We start from the raw sequence: 16,344 nt of genomic DNA, 5'->3' as shown, positions 1-16,344 counted from the left end.
TCAAATGGCCTACACGATTGACGCCCAAACCCGCCGGAGCTCCTGGTGGCACAAGAACCAGCAGCAGCTGACACCATGGCTTTTCCTGGCGCCGGGCATCCTGTTTTTCCTGTTTTATGTGATCTTTCCGATCTTCCAGTCGTTCAACCTATCCCTTTATGAATGGGACGGGCTTGGACAGGCCGAATTTGTCGGCCTTTACAATTACGAAGAACTCTATTGGGACGATGCGTTTTACACATCGCTCAAAAATAACGTCATCTGGCTGCTTCTTTATCTTGCGGCCATTCCGGCCGGCCTCTTCATCGCGCTTTTCCTGAACCAGACTGTCACCGGTATCCGGCTCTATAAATCGCTGTTTTTCTTTCCATTCGTGATTTCGCAAGTGGTTGTCGGCCTGGTGTTCACCTGGTTTTATGATCCGACGTTCGGGATCCTGAACGTTCTTCTGGGATCTGTCGGCATCCCACCAATCAACGTGCTAGGTGACGAGGATTACGTCACGATCGGCATCATCGTGGCCGGTCTCTGGCCGCAAACAGCCTATTGCATGATTTTGTATCTCACCGGTCTCAACGCCGTCGACCCGGAGCAAATTGAAGCCGGACGCCTGGATGGCGCCAAGGGCTGGCGCATGCTCTGGTACATCATCATTCCGCAGTTGCGCCCCGCAACCTTCATCGCTTTTGTTGTCACCATCATCGGCGCATTACGCTCTTTCGACCTCATCTCGATCATGACCAACGGCGGCCCGTTCGGCGCCAGCCGGGTGCTCAGCTTCTATATGTTTGAAGTCGCGCTCTCCGAATACGGTTTCCGGATGGGCTATGGCGCGGCGATTGCCGTTGTCCTGTTCCTGATCATGCTGGCTTTCATCGCCTACTTCCTCTGGTCCATATACAAAGAGGAGAAGGCTCGATGACCGGCCGGAACCTCGTCAATGAAATCTGCGCGAAACTTCCTGGCGCTGAAAAATCAGACCCCTGGGGCGGCGGGCATGACGCCTGGAAAGTCCACGGCAAAATGTTCGCTTGTATCGGGTCAAAAGGAGACGGTGTCTCGGTGAAGTGCCCGGATATCGAAACCGCCGGTGTATTGATCGACGCCGGTGCCGCGATTCGAGCGCCCTACTTCCACAAAAGCTGGGTCCGGCTGGAATGGGATGCGCCTGAAGATGAACTCCGACACAGAATAGCGGTGTCCTACGACATCATTCGCGCCAGTTTGACCAAAAAACTCCAGGCAAGCCTTCCGCAAAGGGAGGACAACTGACATGTTTCCAACGCCAATCGAACGCACCCCTCGCTCCTGGCAAATTACCTACAAGATGCTGTTGCCGCTGGCACTGATCTTGTGGCTTTTGCCTTTGATCGCCGTCGCGATTTTCTCGGTCAAACCGGATGCCGATTTCGCAAACGCCAACTATTGGGGTTGGCCGTCGTCGTTTGAGGGGTTCACCAACTACGGGCTGGTCTTTACCGGCTCTGACATGCCGCAGTATCTCTTGAACTCGTTCAAGATCACCATCCCGACAGTCATCGGTGCTGTCGCTCTCTCCTGCATGACCGGTTTTGCCCTCGGCATCTATAAGTTCAAGGCCAACATTTGGATCTTCTTCATGTTCGTGGCCGGCAACTTTGTGCCGTTCCAGATTCTAATGGTTCCGGTCCGCGATCTCACACTGCAGATGGGTCTCTATAATACCATCACCGGCTTGGTGCTGTTTCACATCGCTTTCCAGACCGGCTTCTGCACGCTCTTCATGCGCAATTTCATCCGCGCCCTGCCCTTTGAGCTGATCGAGGCTGCCCGCGTGGAAGGTGTCGCGGAATGGCGGATCTTCTGGTACGTCGTGCTGCCTTTGATGAAACCGGCGATTGCCGCGCTGTCGGTCTTGATCTTCACTTTCATCTGGAACGACTATTTCTGGGCGATTGTCCTGACCCAAGGCGTCGAAAGCCAGCCAGTGACCGCTGGCATTACCTCTTTCAATGCGCAGTACCGCGCCGCCTATCACCTGATGAGCGCCGGTTCGATTGTCGCAGCACTCCCGCCAGTTGCCATGTTCTTCCTGATGCAGCGGCACTTCATAGCCGGACTGACGCTCGGGGCCGTCAAATGATCAAAACCTGGCACCTTGGCGATGACCGTCAGAGCCTGGTTCTTGCAAGCCACGATGGCAGACTGCCGGAAGTGGTTTATTGGGGCCTTGCGCTGCCTGACGGCGAAGCGCTGGAGCCCCTTGCTGCTGCCGCGATCATGGATGTGACCGGCGGTATGGTGGATGAAAACGCGCCTACCAGCTTGAGCCCGGAAGCGTCTCGGACCTTTCCAGGGCAAACAGGTTTGACGGTTCGGGACGCGGACGGGGCGGTCCTTCGTCCAAACTTCGTTATCCATTCAGAAGAACAGTCAGGCAACCAGATCATCCTGACGTTTGTAGATACTGAGTGCGGTCTCACCATCATCTTTGATTTGAGCCTCACAGCTGAAACATCGCTCCTCAGACTCCAAACCCGGCTTCAAAGCAAAGACGACATCATCGTCGATTGGCTGGCAGCCCCGGTTCTGCCCGCTCCGGCGCACACCAATGAGATGATCGAATTCTCCGGCCGCTGGTGTTCGGAGTTTCAGACGTGCCGCCTGCCCGTCGCGCCCGGAGCAAGGGTCCGCGACAACCGGACCGGCCGCACAGACCATGCACATTTCCCAGGATTGATTGTCTGCAGCAAGGCAACGTCCAACACCGCCGGTGACGCCTACGCCTTTCACTATGGCTGGTCCGGCGGCCACAAGATGGTTGCTGAGGAATTGGCTGATGGGCGCCGCCAGGTTCAATTTGGTCATGCCACCAGCAGCATGGCCAAAGGCAAGTCCTTTGAAACAGCCCCACTTTATGCCACCTTTTCCGACAGTGGCTTCAATGGAACCGCAGTCCGGTTTCAGCGTCATGTGCGCACGCAGATCGTTCGTGATGCCCGAACACCCCGTCCGGTTCATTACAATTGCTGGGAAGCGATCTATTTCGACCACAAACTTGAGGATCTAAAATCCATTGCGGATCGCGCTGCAGAGCTTGGCGCCGAACGCTTTGTTCTGGACGACGGCTGGTTTGGTAGACGCGACGACGACACGACCTCCCTTGGCGACTGGACAATAGACCCGCGCAAGTACCCCAACGGCCTCACGCCGCTCATCGATCATGTCACCTCTTTGGGCATGGAGTTCGGTATCTGGTACGAGCCGGAAATGATCAATGAGGACAGCGACCTTTACCGGGCGCATCCGGAATGGGTTTTGGGTCCGGCAGACCAGACACGTGGCCGCCAGCAACTTGTACTCGACATGGCGCGCCGCGACGTACGCGATTACCTGTTCGATCAGATGTCGGCTGTCCTTGGTGCCCACAAGATCGGGTATGTGAAGTGGGATCATAACCGCGTCCTGCCCATCGTAGATGCTGCCCAGACGGACGGTGTTTATGAGCTGTTTGACCGGCTACGAGTGGCGTTTCCGCATATCGAATTTGAGAGCTGTTCGTCCGGTGGCGGACGAATCGACTTCGGCATTCTGGAACGCACTCAACGCGTTTGGCTGTCGGACAGCAATGATGCATTGGAGCGCCAACGCATCCAGCACGATGCAGCGCTCTTCCTGCCCGCATCTGTTACTGGCTCCCATGTCGGCCCGCGCCACTGCCACACCTCCGGCCGAGTGATTGGCATGTCCCTGCGCGCCTGGACCGCAGCCCAGCGCCACATGGGTTTTGAGATGGATCCGCGCGAACTGACGCCCCAGGAAGCTGAAACGTTGAAGGCTGTCACCCAGTGGTGGAAAGCCAATCGGGACTGGCTGATGAGCGCAGACATCCTGCGCCTGGATACCGTTGATCCGGCCGTCATCGCCGAAATTCAGGTCGCGGAGGACGATCAAAAATTCGCTGCTTTCGCGGCCCTGGCAAGGCCGTCAGACCAGATCCTACCCTACCCTGTGCGGCTGGCAGGTCTTGACCCCCAAGCGTTTTATAGGATCTCATTGGCAAACCGCGATGAAGCACACCACCTTTCGCGCGGCGCGCCTCTACTCAAAAGCCAGGATATGTCGGTCAGCGGCCAATATTTGATGTCGCATGGCCTGACGCTGCCCTGGCGGTTCCCGGAGACAATCTGGGTCATTGAAGGTCAAAGGGTGTCAGCCTGACGCCAGAAGAGCTAATTCCGGCAACATATTCTGCCAAACAAGACAAGGAAGCGTCTCATGTACGCGAATTTTCCAGATCTCAAGGACAAGTCGGTTTTTATCACCGGCGGTGGCTCTGGTATCGGAGCGTCCTTAACGGACGGGTTTTTAGCACAAGGTGCGAAGGTCGCTTTTGTCCAGCGGTCTGATGCCACAGCCTTTTGCGAAGAGATGGAAACAAAACACGGCAACAAGCCGCTGTTTTTGCCGTGCGACATCACCGATATGACGGCATTAAAAGCCACCATGGACGAAGCTGCAAAAGCCCACGGAGCAATCAGCGTGCTTGTCAACAATGCAGCCAATGACAAGCGACACACGACGGAAGAAGTCGATGAAGAGTTCTGGGATTGGGCTCAGGCGATCAATCTGAAGGCATATTTCTTTGCCTGCCAGCACGTTGTTGCCGGAATGCGCTCTGCCGGTGGCGGGTCGATCATCAACTTCACCTCCATCTCCTACATGATGGGCAACGCGGGTTATCCTGCCTACACGACGGCCAATTCCGGCATCAACGGGCTGACACGCAGCCTTGCGCGCGAGTTCGGACCAGATCGGATTCGCGTCAATGCTGTCGCTCCGGGCTGGGTTTTGACCCAAAAACAAAAGGATATGTGGGTGACACCAGAAGCCTTGAGCGCCCACATCGACCGGCAGTGCATGAAGGACGAGTTGGCGCCGGAAGACATGATCGACCCGGTGCTGTTCCTTGCCTCCAATGCCAGCAAGGCCATGACCGGCCAATCGCTCGTTGTTGACGGTGGAGTGGTGGTAACGGGATGACCTCCAACGCAGACATCGCCTGGATTGCCGCGGATTGGGGAACAACCAATCTCCGCATTTGGGCGCTCGGTGCTGACGATTGCCCAATCGTGCACCGGTCGTCTGAAAAAGGAATGGGCGCACTCACACCAGATCAGTTCGAAGCGGCATTGCTGGAGTTGGTCGAAGACTGCCTGACAGCCGGCCGAACAACACCGATCATTGTCTGCGGCATGGCCGGATCCCGGCAGGGCTGGAGCGAAGCGCCTTATAAAACCGCGCCTTGCCCCCCTCCAGGCATCCACGATGCGACAACGGTTGCAACCGATGATCCGCGCCTTGACGTCCGGATCCTTCCCGGCATCAAACAAATGTCTCCGGCAGACGTCATGCGGGGCGAAGAAACCCAGATTGCCGGTTTTTTGGCTAGCCGCCCGAACTTTGAGGGCCTTTTGTGTTTGCCAGGCACCCATACCAAATGGGCCGCTCTGGAAAGTGGTGTCATTACCCGCTTCCGTACGTCGATGACCGGCGAGGTTTATGCTTTGCTGCGCAAGCAGTCGGTTCTGCGGCATGGGCTTTCCACCGAGGCTCTCGACGAAACTGCCTTTACCGAAGCAGTCCTTGAAATGGCGCAGCATCCTGAGCGGCTAACCGGAGAACTGTTCGGAATTCGGGCCTCCGGCCTGGTAGATAATTTATCGCCGCAAGCTGCAAGTGGCCGGCTGTCCGGCCTTCTAATCGGCGCGGAACTGGCAGCCATGGCCCCCATATTCGATCTCAGACAAACAGCAATTCTTGGCAGCGATACCATCGCCAAGGCCTATGCAACGGCGCTCACAGCCCTAGAACACAAGAGCGACCCGTTGGATGCGGACACTCTCACATTGACGGGACTTACCTTGGCCTACAAAACTCACCTGAAAGAAAAACCATGAGCCGCAACATCATCGCGATCCTGCGCGGACTAACACCAGACGAAGCCCTGCCCATTACGGACGTTCTTGTGGATGCCGGGATCGACAAAATCGAAGTTCCGCTGAACTCTCCGGATCCGCTGACAAGCATTGCGGCAATGGCCAAGGCATATGAAGGTAAGGCGGAGATCGGTGCTGGAACGGTTCTTGAAACAGAACAGGTCCATCAGGTCAAAGCCGCAGGCGGCTCCCTGATCGTGTCCCCGGACTGCAATCCGGACGTCATTCGGATCACAAAAGCTGAAGGCATGTCATCGTTTCCTGGAGTCATGACACCGACAGAGTGCTTCAGCGCATTGCGCAGTGGAGCAGACGGCCTAAAGTTTTTCCCAGCATCCCTTATCGGTCCGGAAGGCCTAAAAGCTGTACGCGCTGTCCTGCCCAAGGAGACCAAAACCTATGCTGTCGGCGGCGCAGGTCCAAACAATTTTGGAGATTGGCTGAGGGTCGGCGCAACAGGCTTTGGCATCGGCACGGCCTTATACCAACCTGGCTTCACTGTGGAAGAGGTCAAAATACGGGCCAACACCATCGTTGCGGCTTATGATGCTGCTGTCGCAGCCAACGAGTAATCGTATGACACGCACTTTCGACAACCGGCAGTGTCTCTTGGGTGAAGGCCCGCTTTGGCATCCGGAACGCCAGCAACTTTTTTGGTTCGATATCCTGAACAGGCAATTACTTAGCCGGATAAATAACAACGAAAAAACGTGGCAGTTTGAAGAGCACGTGTCTGCTGCTGGCTGGATCAGCGACCATGCTTTGCTGATTGCAAGCGAAAGCAAACTGTTTCTCTTTGATATCGAAACCGGCGCAGACCAACTGCTTTGCCCGCTGGAAGCCGACAATCCGGTCACCCGCTCCAATGATGGGCGTGCCGACCCCTATGGCGGGTTCTGGATCGGGACGATGGGCAAAAACGCCGAAAAGGACGCCGGAGCGATCTACCGGTATTACCAGGGAGAACTGCGCCAACTCTTCTCCCGCATCACCATTTCCAATGCGATTTGCTTCTCGCCGGACGGAAAAACTGCCTATTTTTCTGACACGGCGACGCAAAGCATCCGCAAAGTCGCGCTTGATGAGCATGGCTGGCCAGCAGCCGCCGACGAACTCCACATTGATCTTTCAAACGAGAACCTCAACCCAGATGGCGCGGTGATTGATCGCGACGGATATCTCTGGAATGCACAATGGGGCGCGTCCCGTCTCGCCCGCTATGCGCCAGACGGATCCTTTGTTGAAGAGATCACATATCCGGCAGCGCAGATGACCTGCCCGGCCTTTGGCGACCCGGATATGAAAACACTCTTCGCCACATCTGCGACCGACGGATTAAACGGCAAGGATGACGGCAAGACCTTTACAGTCGAAACCGCTGTTGCCGGACAAGCCGAACACCGCGTTCTTCTATAGAGACTGACATGAAACGTACGCTTGGCACCTGCTACTATCCGGAACATTGGCCGGAAGAAATCTGGGAAGCAGACGCCCGCCGGATGAAGGACACCGGTTTGACCTGGGTCCGGATCGGAGAATTCGCCTGGTCGCGGCTTGAACCTACCCAGGGCGACCTGAAATTTGACTGGCTCGACCGGGCCATCGAAACACTCGGCCAGGCCGGGCTCAAAGTGGTTCTTGGCACACCGACGGCAACGCCGCCGCGCTGGATGATCGACAAACATCCGGACATGCTGGCCGTTGATGCTGACGGCAACCCCCGCAAGTTTGGCTCCCGCCGCCACTATTGTTTTTCCCATGAAGGCTACAAGGCTGAAAGCGACCGGATCGTCAAATTGACCGCCGAGCGTTATGGCAAGAACCCTTATGTTGCCGCCTGGCAGACTGACAACGAATACGGCTGCCACGACACCACGATCTCCTATTCAGATGCCGCGCACACGGCCTTCTGTCTGTGGCTTGAAAAGCGCTATGGAACCATCGAAGCCCTGAACCGATCTTGGGGCAATGTCTTCTGGTCGATGGATTACAACAGCTTCGATGAAATCGATCTGCCGAACCTCACGGTGACCGAACCAAACCCGTCTCATACTCTGGCGTTCCGGCGGTTTTCGTCTGATCAGGTTGCCGTCTTCAACAAGCGTCAAGTCGACATCATTCGTGCGTATTCCGATGCACCGGTCAGCCACAATTATATGGGCCGGATCACAGATTTCGATCACTTCAAGGTCGGGGACGATCTGGACATCGCGACCTGGGACAGTTATCCGCTCGGTTTTTTGGAAGATCGTGTCGGGGCTTCGGCTGAGCATCAAAAAACTTATGCCCGCCAGGGAGACCCAGACTTTCAGGCGTTCCATCACGATTTATACCGATCGGTTGGAAAAGGCCGTTGGTGGGTGATGGAACAACAGCCGGGACCCGTTAATTGGGCACCTTATAATCCGGCGCCGCTTTCAGGTATGATGCGCCTTTGGGCCTGGGAGGCTTATGCCCATGGCGCCGAAGCCGTCTGTTATTTCCGGTGGCGGCAAGCGCCGTTTGCACAGGAACAAATGCATGCTGGCATGCTCCGCCCGGACAATGCCGACGCACCGGCGTTGATCGAAGCCCGGCAAGTCGCTGATGAACTGCGCGATGCCCCGGAGGTTTCTGCTCCGCGAGCACCTGTTGCCCTGATCTTTGATTATGACGCCGACTTTGCCTGGGCGACCCAGCCGCATGGGGCAGGCCTCAGCTATTTCCAGCTGGTGTTCGATGCTTATAAGGCCCTGCGCAAACTTGGGTTTTCTGTCGACATCCTGCGCCCAGGAACTCGCGACTTTTCAGGTTACAAGATCGTGGCCGCACCGGGCATGATCTATATGCCGAATGACTTGAAAAATGCACTCGCCGAGGCGGAGGCTGAAGTTGTTCTGGGACCGCGAACCGCCGCCCGCAATGCCGATATGGTCATACCGGTCCCCTTGCCTCCGGATATGCCGGGGCTTGATGTCACGGTCTCACGCGTGGAAAGCCTCCGTTCGGACATGCCCCTGCCCCTCAAAGGCGGTGGCACCATTACCGGCTACAGGGAAGAGCTGGAAGGATCCGCCGAAACGCTGCTTGAACTGGAAGACGGGCAAGCCGCTGCCGTCTCCTCCGGCAACCTAACTTATGTGGGCGGCTGGGGTGATGACATCACCTGGATGAGGGTATTTAGCCAGATAAGCAACAGAGTTGGGTTGTCGACACTGGACCTTCAGGACGGGGTTCGCTGCCGGGACACAGACGCCCTCAGGATCTGGACCAACTACGGCGCAACCCCGGCCGAAACACCTGCAGGACGCATTGAAGCGGCCGGTGTGTTATTTGAGAAAATCTAATGAACGCAGACGGTGACGCGGCTCAGGCCGCTTCCCCCTCAACCAATTGCTTCAAGATCGAAGCGTAATTGTCGACACCTTGCGCACCGGTGATCAGATGGCGCCGGTCAAAAATCACGGCCGGCACGCCCTGAATTCCGTTCTGCCGCCAAAACTCTTCTTCCTGGCGGATGTCCTCGGCAAACCGGTTTTCGTTCAGGACCTTGAGAGCTTCATCCCAGTCCAGGCCAATGCTGCCAGCAATATCGGCGAGAACCTCATTGTTGTTCAGATCCTTGCCATCGCGAAAATAAGCTTCAAACAAAGCCATCTTGAGCGGATGTTCTTTGCCTTCCGGCCCGGCCCAGTGAATGAGCTGGTGTGCTTTAAAGGTATTGACCATCCGGCTGTCATCGGAAAACCGGAACTCAAATCCAAGCTCACTACCAAGCGCTGCCAAACGGTCTCGCGCCGATTGTGACTGCTCGGCGGTCGACCCGTATTTCCGCATGATATGCTCACGCAGGTTCTCACCTTCCTCGACCATATCCGGGTTGAGCTCAAACGGGTGCCATTTGATCGCCGCTGTCACCCCAACCTGCTGGATCGCCTGTTCCAGCTGCTTGAAGCCAACGATGCACCAAGGACAGACCACATCGGACACGATGTCGATTTGGAGCACCTCTTCCATATCGAGGTCGGTCATGTCGGTCATTGTGATCTCCTAATGAATTTCACCACAATATGGTGGCTTATCCCGCTCCGGCAATCACCTTCGATCAGTTTACCCCAGCTGAACCCGCTTGCTGGTTTCACCTCAATTGGCAATTGCCCGCAGGAATTCGTGGGCCTCGATCACCTTGAGTTCGTTGAAGCCAGGATTTTCCATCAACCGGCCTCCCGCCAAGCACTATTGGACTTCGTCAATACCGACAGCCCGGCGTTCGGCAACGGATTTCAAGGCTGCTTCGGCCAAGGCCAGTGCCTTGAGGCCGTCTTCTCCGTTGGGAGACGGTGCTTGATTGGCGCCAATCGCTTTAACAAAGGCTGCGATCTCCGCAGCATAGGCCTCGGTGTATCGGGTCATGAAAAAATCATGCAATGGCGGGCGGGTATATCCGTCGGCCGTTGCCACTTCGATGGAGACTGGACGCTGGTTTTCAGCGGCAACAGCCCCCTTGGAGCCATGGACCTCGATCCGCTGGTCATAACCATAGGCGGCGCGGCGCGAGTTGGAGATTGAGCATTGTTTTCCTGATGCTGTCGTCAACACCACCATCGCGCTGTCATAGTCCCCGAGTTTGCCGATCTCCGGGTCCACCAAAACCGACGCCGCTGCATAGACCGTCGAGACTTCTTCGCCGAGAAGAAAGCGGGCCATATCGAAATCATGAATGGTCATGTCACGGAAAATTCCGCCGGACGATTGAATATAGGCTGGCGGTGGCGCGCCCGGATCCCGGGACGTGATCTCGACCATTTCCACATCACCGATCTGACCGGCATCAATCGCCGCGCGAACCGCCTTGAAATGTGGGTCGAACCGGCGGTTAAACCCAAGCATCAATGTCCCGTTCTCATCCTCAACGGTTTTAAGGCAGGTCTTGACCCGCTCAAGCGAGAGATCGATCGGTTTTTCGCAAAAGATCGCCTTGCCGGCACGCGCAAACTGTTCGATCAGATCCGCATGGGTGTCCGTGGGTGTGCATATAACAACCGCATCAACATCATCAGCACCTGCAATCTCATCAATGCTGCTGACCCGGGCTCCAGAGGATTTGGCCAGCGCCTGGGCCGCATCCGGAAAAGCGTCGGCAACAGCAACCAGTTCTGCTCCCTCGGTCGCTGCCACCGCCTTTGCATGCACCTTACCAATTCGTCCCGCGCCCAACAGGGCAATGTTCACGGTCATGAGTAGTCCTCCAGGCAGCGGCAAGATCGGCAGACGGTTGTCAGCGGGTTGCCAAATTAGAATAAAAATTCCAAAATCACTTTCAGTGGAATGTGTCAAGATGGAAAAGGCCAACATATGACCGATAACTCTGCCGCCACTTCCGGTGAAGCCGCCCCAGCCACCGTGGACGCCTTTTTAAACCGCTTGGGCGCGCGCGCAGATAGCTTACCAAAACGGCTGAAGCAATTTGCCGATTATATCGCTGCCAATCCGGATCGGGTAGCCGTTTCAACAGTCGCCGAACTCGCAGCTGCAGCTGAGGTCCAGCCGTCCGCCGCCATGCGCTTTTGCCAGGAAATGGGGTTCAGCGGTTTTTCTCAAATGCAGAAGCTCTTCCGCACCGATTATTCCCAGAAATGGCCGGATTACCCCACCCGTTTGGCACGCATACGTGAACACGGCGCGGAATCTCCAACGGCTTTACTTGCCGAATTTGTTGAAGTGGGTCGCGCTTCATTGGAAAGCCTGATGGCAACCGTGGATCCGGCAGCGATGCAGCAGGCCGTCGACGTTTTGACACGGGCGGAAACCATTCACATCGTCGGATTCCGACGCGCTTTTCCGGTCACCTCTTATCTGGCCTATGCCTTTGAAAAAATGGAAATTCCAGCCGTTCTCCATTCTGGTGTCGCCAACATCCAAATGGATCATTTGATCCGGCCGAATGATGCTGTCATTGCCGTGACTTTCTCTCCCTATTCTCAACTTACCCTCGACCTTGTCTCCAAGGCCCGTGCAAATGGCGCCGATATTGTCGCGATTACCGATGTCGTCACCAGCCCGCTTGCCAAACTGAAGGCCATACAGCTCCTGGTATCCGAACTGGACGTTGGTGCGTTCCGCGCCCTCTCCGCGAGCCTGTCGCTGGCCATCGCTTTGGCCGTCTCCGTCGGCACCCGCCGGAAGTCAGATTCCATTTTTTAGAAAATTTCCATTGCGCATAATTAAATATAGAATTTATATTCCATTTCATCTCATATACCGGCGGCAGTGACGGCAGACACTTCCCTGCAACCGGACAAAGGGCAGGAACACACATCAATCGGGTTCAGACTGATCTCTAATCCGCACGACCAGGAAACTTCTTCCTATCTTGGCAGGATTCACATGAAGAACTTTTTGAATGGCACCTTGATTGCTGGGGCACAGGCAACAACCGCATCGCTTTTTGCTGTCGGCACTATTGTTGTCTCTCTTGGCCAAGCCGACAACATGTTCAGGCCGTTGGACAGAAACTGGTCCGACTGGATGGATCGTCCGGCGGGACACACCGAATGCTATGACTGGTCAAAGTCCCCAAGAACGGAAAAGAAAAGTGAAACAGCTTGATGTCATCACCATCGGCCGCTCGTCGGTCGACTTATACGGGGCGCAGGTTGGCGGCCGTCTCGAGGACATGGCGTCCTTCAACAAGTACATTGGCGGCTCTCCAACCAATATGGCGGCCGGCACCGCCCGCTTAGGATTGAAATCCGGCCTGATTACCCGGGTTGGCGATGAACATATGGGCCGCTTCATCCGCGAAGAACTGGCCCGCCACGGTGTCGACACATCCGGTGTGGTCACTGATCCCGAACGACTCACCGCGCTGGTTCTCCTCGGGATCCGGGATCAGGAACAATTCCCACTGATCTTCTACCGTGAAAACTGCGCTGATATGGCGCTTTGCGAAGATGACATCGACCCGGACTTCATCGCCTCCTCCAAATCCGTCGTTGCCACAGGAACACATCTCAGCCACCCGCACACGGAAGCCGCAGTTCTCAAAGCCTTGAGACTGGCAAAGGACAGCGGTGGCCGCACGGCACTCGACATCGATTACCGGCCGAACCTTTGGGACCTCTCCGGCCATGGTGACGGCGAAAACCGCTTCATCGCCTCTGCAAAAGTCACTGCGAAACTCCAATCCACACTGCATCTGTTCGATCTCATTGTGGGAACGGAAGAAGAGTTTCACATTGCCGGCGGTTCAACAGACACTCTCGAAGCGCTCCGCAATGTGCGTAAGGTTTCCGGTGCCACTCTTGTCTGCAAACGCGGCCCAATGGGGGCTAGCGCCTTTGAAGGCGCAATTCCAGACAGCTTGGATGACGGGATTTCCGGCCCGGGCTTCCAGGTTGAGGTGTTTAATGTCCTGGGCGCTGGTGACGGTTTCATGTCCGGCTTGCTGCGCGGCTGGATTACCGGCGAAGACTGGGTGACAAGCCTGACCTATGCCAATGCCTGCGGTGCCTTTGCCGTCTCGCGGCACGGCTGCACCCCAGCTTACCCGAGCTGGGAGGAACTGCAGTTTTTCTTAGATTGCGGCGTCAAAGAAAAGGCGCTGCGCAAAGATCGGCAACTTGAGCAAATCCACTGGTCGAGCAACCGCCACACCGCTCATGGCGGCGACTGGTCAACCATGCGGGTGTTTGCCTTCGACCACCGCATCCAGATTGAGCAAATGGCGGATGCGGCCGGGGTTAGCCATGATCATATTGGCTTCTTTAAAAAGCTGTGTCTTGACGCTGCTGTGAAAGTTGCAAACGGAAAATCCGGGTATGGCATCTTATGCGATAGCCGTCTTGGCCGCGACGCCCTCTATCAGGCTGCCGGAACCGGACTATGGATCGGACATCCTGTGGAATGGCCTGCCTCCCGGCCATTGGCCCTGGAACCTGAAATCGGTGCGGATTTCGGCGGCCTGGTCGAGTGGCCTACCGAACATGTCGTCAAGGTCCTGTGCTTCTATCATCCAAACGACAGTCTGGAGATGAAGGCGCAGCAGGAAGACGTTTTGACACGGCTCTTTGCTGCCTGCCGCCGCAACGGCCTTGAAATGCTGCTGGAGGTCATTCCGTCCAAAGTTGGCCCCGTTGATGATGAGACAACGTCCGAAATCATCCAACGTGTCTACGATCTTGGCATCTATCCGGACTGGTGGAAGCTGGAACCGATGACCTCCCGCGCAGCCTGGTCGAACGTTTGTGACGCCATCACGCGCAACGATCCAAACACCCGTGGCATTGTCGTGCTCGGCCTGGATGCCCCGGAAGACCAGCTGGCTGCGAGTTTTACAGAAGCTGCGCAATTTGATCTGGTCAAAGGGTTTGCCGTGGGCCGGACAATCTTCGCTGACGCGGCGCGGAAATGGCTCGCTGGCGAGATGACAAACGACCAAGCCATTGCGGACATGAAGGCCCGGTTTGAACGCTTGTGCCAATTGTGGGACACAGCTCGGGCCAATGCCCAGACATCACACCATCAGGAACACTCCGAATGAGCTCCTCCCAGCAAAATACCGTGCGCCTGACCGCCGCCCAAGCGCTCGTGCGCTATCTGATTGCGCAAAAGAACGAAGATGGCGCCCCGGTTATTCCCGGCTGCTGGGCGATCTTCGGCCATGGCAATGTCGCCGGGCTCGGTGAAGCCCTGGAAGCGGCAGGCGACGCCTTCCCAACCTGGCGCGGCCACAACGAACAGAGCATGGCCCATGCAGCGATCGCCTTTGCCAAGGCAAAGAACCGCAAACAGGCGATGGCGGTGACCACATCCATAGGTCCGGGCGCGACCAATATTGTGACCGCCGCAGCGCTCGCGCATGTGAACCGATTGCCGGTCCTGCTCATTCCCGGCGATGTTTTTGCCAACCGGGCTCCAGATCCTGTTTTGCAACAGATCGAAGATTTCGATGACGGCACCGTCTCCGCCAATGATTGCTTCAAGCCGGTAAGTCGGTATTTTGACCGCATCACGCGGCCTGAACAGCTGCTAACAGCGCTGCCCCGCGCGCTTCAGACATTGACTGACCCAGAACGTTGCGGCCCGGTTACACTGGCCTTCTGCCAGGACGTTCAAGCCGAAGCCTTCGACTATCCGGAGAGTTTCTTTGCCGGAAAGGTCTGGCGCCGCCGCCGCCCGCAGCCGGACAGCACACAGTTGGCCGAGGCTATCGAGGCGATCCGATCAGCGAAAAACCCGCTGATCATCGCCGGAGGCGGTGTCCATTACGCCGAGGCCTGTGACACGCTGAGAACCTTTGCCGAGACGCATCAGATCCCTGTTGCGGAAACACAGGCCGGAAAATCCGCGCTCGCCTGGGATCATCCACTGAACATGGGATCCATCGGGGTCACGGGCGCTTCCAGCGCGAATGCTTTGGCGGAAGAGGCTGATCTGGTGATTGGGGTCGGCACCCGCTTTCAGGATTTCACAACAGGCTCCTGGGCTCTGTTCAAGAATCCGGACCGGAAAATCCTGGCCATCAACATTGCTTCCTACGACAGCGTCAAACACAACGCGTTGCCGATTGTCGCCGATGCCAAGGTTGCCTTGGAAGCCCTTTCTGCCGGGCTCGACAATCAGAAATTCTCAGCGGTCGATCCGGCGTTGAAAGAAAGCTGGCTCAAGGATGTTGATGCGGTCACCGCAAAACCGGAGGGCAATGCCCTGCCGACCGATGCGCAGGTGATTGGTGCTGTCCAGCGCTCAACAGATGAAAATACCGTGATGTTGTGCGCAGCCGGCGGCCTGCCGGGCGAATTGCACAAACTCTGGAAGCCCGTACTGCCGAATGGCTATCATATGGAATACGGCTTTTCCTGCATGGGCTATGAAGTGGCAGGTGGGCTTGGCGCCAAGATGGCACTGCCGGAGCGCGAAGTCGTCGTCATGGTCGGCGACGGCTCTTACATGATGATGAACTCCGAGCTCGCGACATCCGTCATGCTCGGCCACAAGATCATCGTCGTCCTGCTCGACAACCGCGGCTTCGGTTGCATCAACCGGCTGCAGATGGGAACCGGCGGCAAAAGCTTCAACAATCTCCTGGACACCGCCCGGCATGCAGTCCCGAGCAATATCGATTTCGCCGCACACGCCGGCTCCATGGGGGCAATGTCCGAAAAGGTCGGCAGCCTTGACGAGTTGGAAGCAGCCATGGGCCGGGCGAGAGCTTCGGAAAAAACCCATGTGATTGTCATCGACACCGATCCGCTGCCGTCAACAGAAGCTGGCGGCCACTGGTGGGATGTCGCGGTTCCGGAAGTCTCCGGCCGCTCCGAAGTCAATCAGGCCCGCCAAAACTATCTGGCCGCGCTCCAGCACCAGCGCGCCGCCGACTAACATT

15 protein-coding genes are annotated in these 16,344 nt (G+C 56.7%); 13 read left to right on the top strand and 2 right to left on the bottom strand.

Going from position 1 to position 16,344, the window contains the following annotated elements; genetic code table 11:
• Positions 1-4 precede the first annotated feature (4 nt).
• The 9 genes from FJ695_RS08315 to FJ695_RS08275 are packed head-to-tail and all read left to right on the top strand — an operon-like array spanning position 5 to position 9,304.
• On the top strand, positions 5-922 hold the full coding sequence (locus FJ695_RS08315) for a carbohydrate ABC transporter permease (RefSeq protein WP_141184999.1): 918 nt from the start codon (positions 5-7) through the stop codon (positions 920-922).
• Entirely contained in the window at positions 919-1,272 is a 354-nt protein-coding gene (locus FJ695_RS08310; protein WP_141184998.1) for an MmcQ/YjbR family DNA-binding protein, read from the top strand. The genes FJ695_RS08315 and FJ695_RS08310 overlap by 4 nt, the downstream gene beginning before the upstream one ends.
• A 1-nt stretch (position 1,273) precedes the next feature.
• The gene (locus tag FJ695_RS08305; RefSeq protein ID WP_141184997.1) at positions 1,274-2,122 is read left to right on the top strand and encodes a carbohydrate ABC transporter permease; all 849 of its coding nucleotides are present in this window, start codon (positions 1,274-1,276) and stop codon (positions 2,120-2,122) included.
• Entirely contained in the window at positions 2,119-4,200 is a 2,082-nt protein-coding gene (locus FJ695_RS08300; protein WP_141184996.1) for an alpha-galactosidase, read from the top strand. The genes FJ695_RS08305 and FJ695_RS08300 overlap by 4 nt, the downstream gene beginning before the upstream one ends.
• Positions 4,201-4,257: 57 nt before the next feature.
• The gene (locus FJ695_RS08295) at positions 4,258-5,022 is read left to right on the top strand and encodes an SDR family NAD(P)-dependent oxidoreductase (RefSeq protein ID WP_141184995.1); all 765 of its coding nucleotides are present in this window, start codon (positions 4,258-4,260) and stop codon (positions 5,020-5,022) included.
• Positions 5,019-5,939 (top strand): 2-dehydro-3-deoxygalactonokinase, encoded by a 921-nt coding sequence (locus FJ695_RS08290; protein WP_141184994.1) that lies wholly within the window; start codon positions 5,019-5,021, stop codon positions 5,937-5,939. The genes FJ695_RS08295 and FJ695_RS08290 overlap by 4 nt, the downstream gene beginning before the upstream one ends.
• Entirely contained in the window at positions 5,936-6,550 is a 615-nt protein-coding gene (locus tag FJ695_RS08285) for a 2-dehydro-3-deoxy-6-phosphogalactonate aldolase (protein WP_141184993.1), read from the top strand. The genes FJ695_RS08290 and FJ695_RS08285 overlap by 4 nt, the downstream gene beginning before the upstream one ends.
• A gap of 4 nt (positions 6,551-6,554) precedes the next feature.
• Positions 6,555-7,394, top strand: coding sequence for an SMP-30/gluconolactonase/LRE family protein (locus tag FJ695_RS08280; protein WP_141184992.1), 840 nt, complete (start codon positions 6,555-6,557; stop codon positions 7,392-7,394).
• An 8-nt stretch (positions 7,395-7,402) separates the two neighbouring features.
• Complete coding sequence (locus FJ695_RS08275) at positions 7,403-9,304, top strand: beta-galactosidase (RefSeq protein ID WP_141184991.1); 1,902 nt, start codon at positions 7,403-7,405, stop codon at positions 9,302-9,304.
• 22 nt (positions 9,305-9,326) lie between these two features.
• On the opposite strand, the gene FJ695_RS08270 is transcribed toward FJ695_RS08275, so the two are convergent.
• Both FJ695_RS08270 and iolG read right to left on the bottom strand, forming a co-directional pair.
• On the bottom strand, positions 9,327-9,998 hold the full coding sequence (locus FJ695_RS08270; protein WP_141184990.1) for a DsbA family oxidoreductase: 672 nt from the start codon (positions 9,996-9,998) through the stop codon (positions 9,327-9,329).
• Between the two features lie 195 nt (positions 9,999-10,193).
• A complete protein-coding gene (iolG, locus tag FJ695_RS08265) occupies positions 10,194-11,195 on the bottom strand; it encodes an inositol 2-dehydrogenase (protein WP_141184989.1) in 1,002 nt (333 codons plus the stop codon).
• 117 nt (positions 11,196-11,312) lie between these two features.
• On the opposite strand from iolG, the gene FJ695_RS08260 reads away from it, so the two are divergent.
• The 4 genes from FJ695_RS08260 to iolD all read left to right on the top strand — a co-directional run bounded on the left by FJ695_RS08260 (position 11,313) and on the right by iolD (position 16,340).
• The gene (locus tag FJ695_RS08260) at positions 11,313-12,161 is read left to right on the top strand and encodes a MurR/RpiR family transcriptional regulator (protein ID WP_141184988.1); all 849 of its coding nucleotides are present in this window, start codon (positions 11,313-11,315) and stop codon (positions 12,159-12,161) included.
• 183 nt (positions 12,162-12,344) lie between these two features.
• The gene (locus FJ695_RS27970; protein WP_168206297.1) at positions 12,345-12,566 is read left to right on the top strand and encodes a hypothetical protein; all 222 of its coding nucleotides are present in this window, start codon (positions 12,345-12,347) and stop codon (positions 12,564-12,566) included.
• Positions 12,517-14,499 (top strand): 5-dehydro-2-deoxygluconokinase, encoded by a 1,983-nt coding sequence (gene iolC / locus FJ695_RS08255; RefSeq protein ID WP_141184987.1) that lies wholly within the window; start codon positions 12,517-12,519, stop codon positions 14,497-14,499. Before FJ695_RS27970 ends, iolC begins: the two co-directional genes overlap by 50 nt.
• Positions 14,496-16,340, top strand: a complete 1,845-nt coding sequence (iolD, locus tag FJ695_RS08250) for a 3D-(3,5/4)-trihydroxycyclohexane-1,2-dione acylhydrolase (decyclizing) (protein WP_141184986.1) — start codon at positions 14,496-14,498, stop codon at positions 16,338-16,340. Before iolC ends, iolD begins: the two co-directional genes overlap by 4 nt.
• Positions 16,341-16,344 lie beyond the last annotated feature (4 nt).

It is taken from the genome of Labrenzia sp. PHM005 (genome assembly GCF_006517275.1).
GTDB lineage: Bacteria > Pseudomonadota > Alphaproteobacteria > Rhizobiales > Stappiaceae > Roseibium.
Note: the sequence above shows the minus strand (reverse complement) of the source record. Positions and strands in the feature narration are given on the sequence as shown.

Bases quoted from the DNA above. Each gene is read 5' to 3' on its own strand.
- FJ695_RS08315 (WP_141184999.1), top strand. From the start codon at position 5: ATGGCCTACACGATTGACGCCCAAACCCGCCGGAGCTCCTGGTGGCAC.
- FJ695_RS08310 (WP_141184998.1), top strand. From the start codon at position 919: ATGACCGGCCGGAACCTCGTCAATGAAATCTGCGCGAAACTTCCTGGC.
- FJ695_RS08305 (WP_141184997.1), top strand. From the start codon at position 1,274: ATGTTTCCAACGCCAATCGAACGCACCCCTCGCTCCTGGCAAATTACC.
- FJ695_RS08300 (WP_141184996.1), top strand. From the start codon at position 2,119: ATGATCAAAACCTGGCACCTTGGCGATGACCGTCAGAGCCTGGTTCTT.
- FJ695_RS08295 (WP_141184995.1), top strand. From the start codon at position 4,258: ATGTACGCGAATTTTCCAGATCTCAAGGACAAGTCGGTTTTTATCACC.
- FJ695_RS08290 (WP_141184994.1), top strand. From the start codon at position 5,019: ATGACCTCCAACGCAGACATCGCCTGGATTGCCGCGGATTGGGGAACA.
- FJ695_RS08285 (WP_141184993.1), top strand. From the start codon at position 5,936: ATGAGCCGCAACATCATCGCGATCCTGCGCGGACTAACACCAGACGAA.
- FJ695_RS08280 (WP_141184992.1), top strand. From the start codon at position 6,555: ATGACACGCACTTTCGACAACCGGCAGTGTCTCTTGGGTGAAGGCCCG.
- FJ695_RS08275 (WP_141184991.1), top strand. From the start codon at position 7,403: ATGAAACGTACGCTTGGCACCTGCTACTATCCGGAACATTGGCCGGAA.
- FJ695_RS08270 (WP_141184990.1), bottom strand. From the start codon at position 9,998: ATGACCGACATGACCGACCTCGATATGGAAGAGGTGCTCCAAATCGAC.
- iolG (WP_141184989.1), bottom strand. From the start codon at position 11,195: ATGACCGTGAACATTGCCCTGTTGGGCGCGGGACGAATTGGTAAGGTG.
- FJ695_RS08260 (WP_141184988.1), top strand. From the start codon at position 11,313: ATGACCGATAACTCTGCCGCCACTTCCGGTGAAGCCGCCCCAGCCACC.
- FJ695_RS27970 (WP_168206297.1), top strand. From the start codon at position 12,345: ATGAAGAACTTTTTGAATGGCACCTTGATTGCTGGGGCACAGGCAACA.
- iolC (WP_141184987.1), top strand. From the start codon at position 12,517: ATGACTGGTCAAAGTCCCCAAGAACGGAAAAGAAAAGTGAAACAGCTT.
- iolD (WP_141184986.1), top strand. From the start codon at position 14,496: ATGAGCTCCTCCCAGCAAAATACCGTGCGCCTGACCGCCGCCCAAGCG.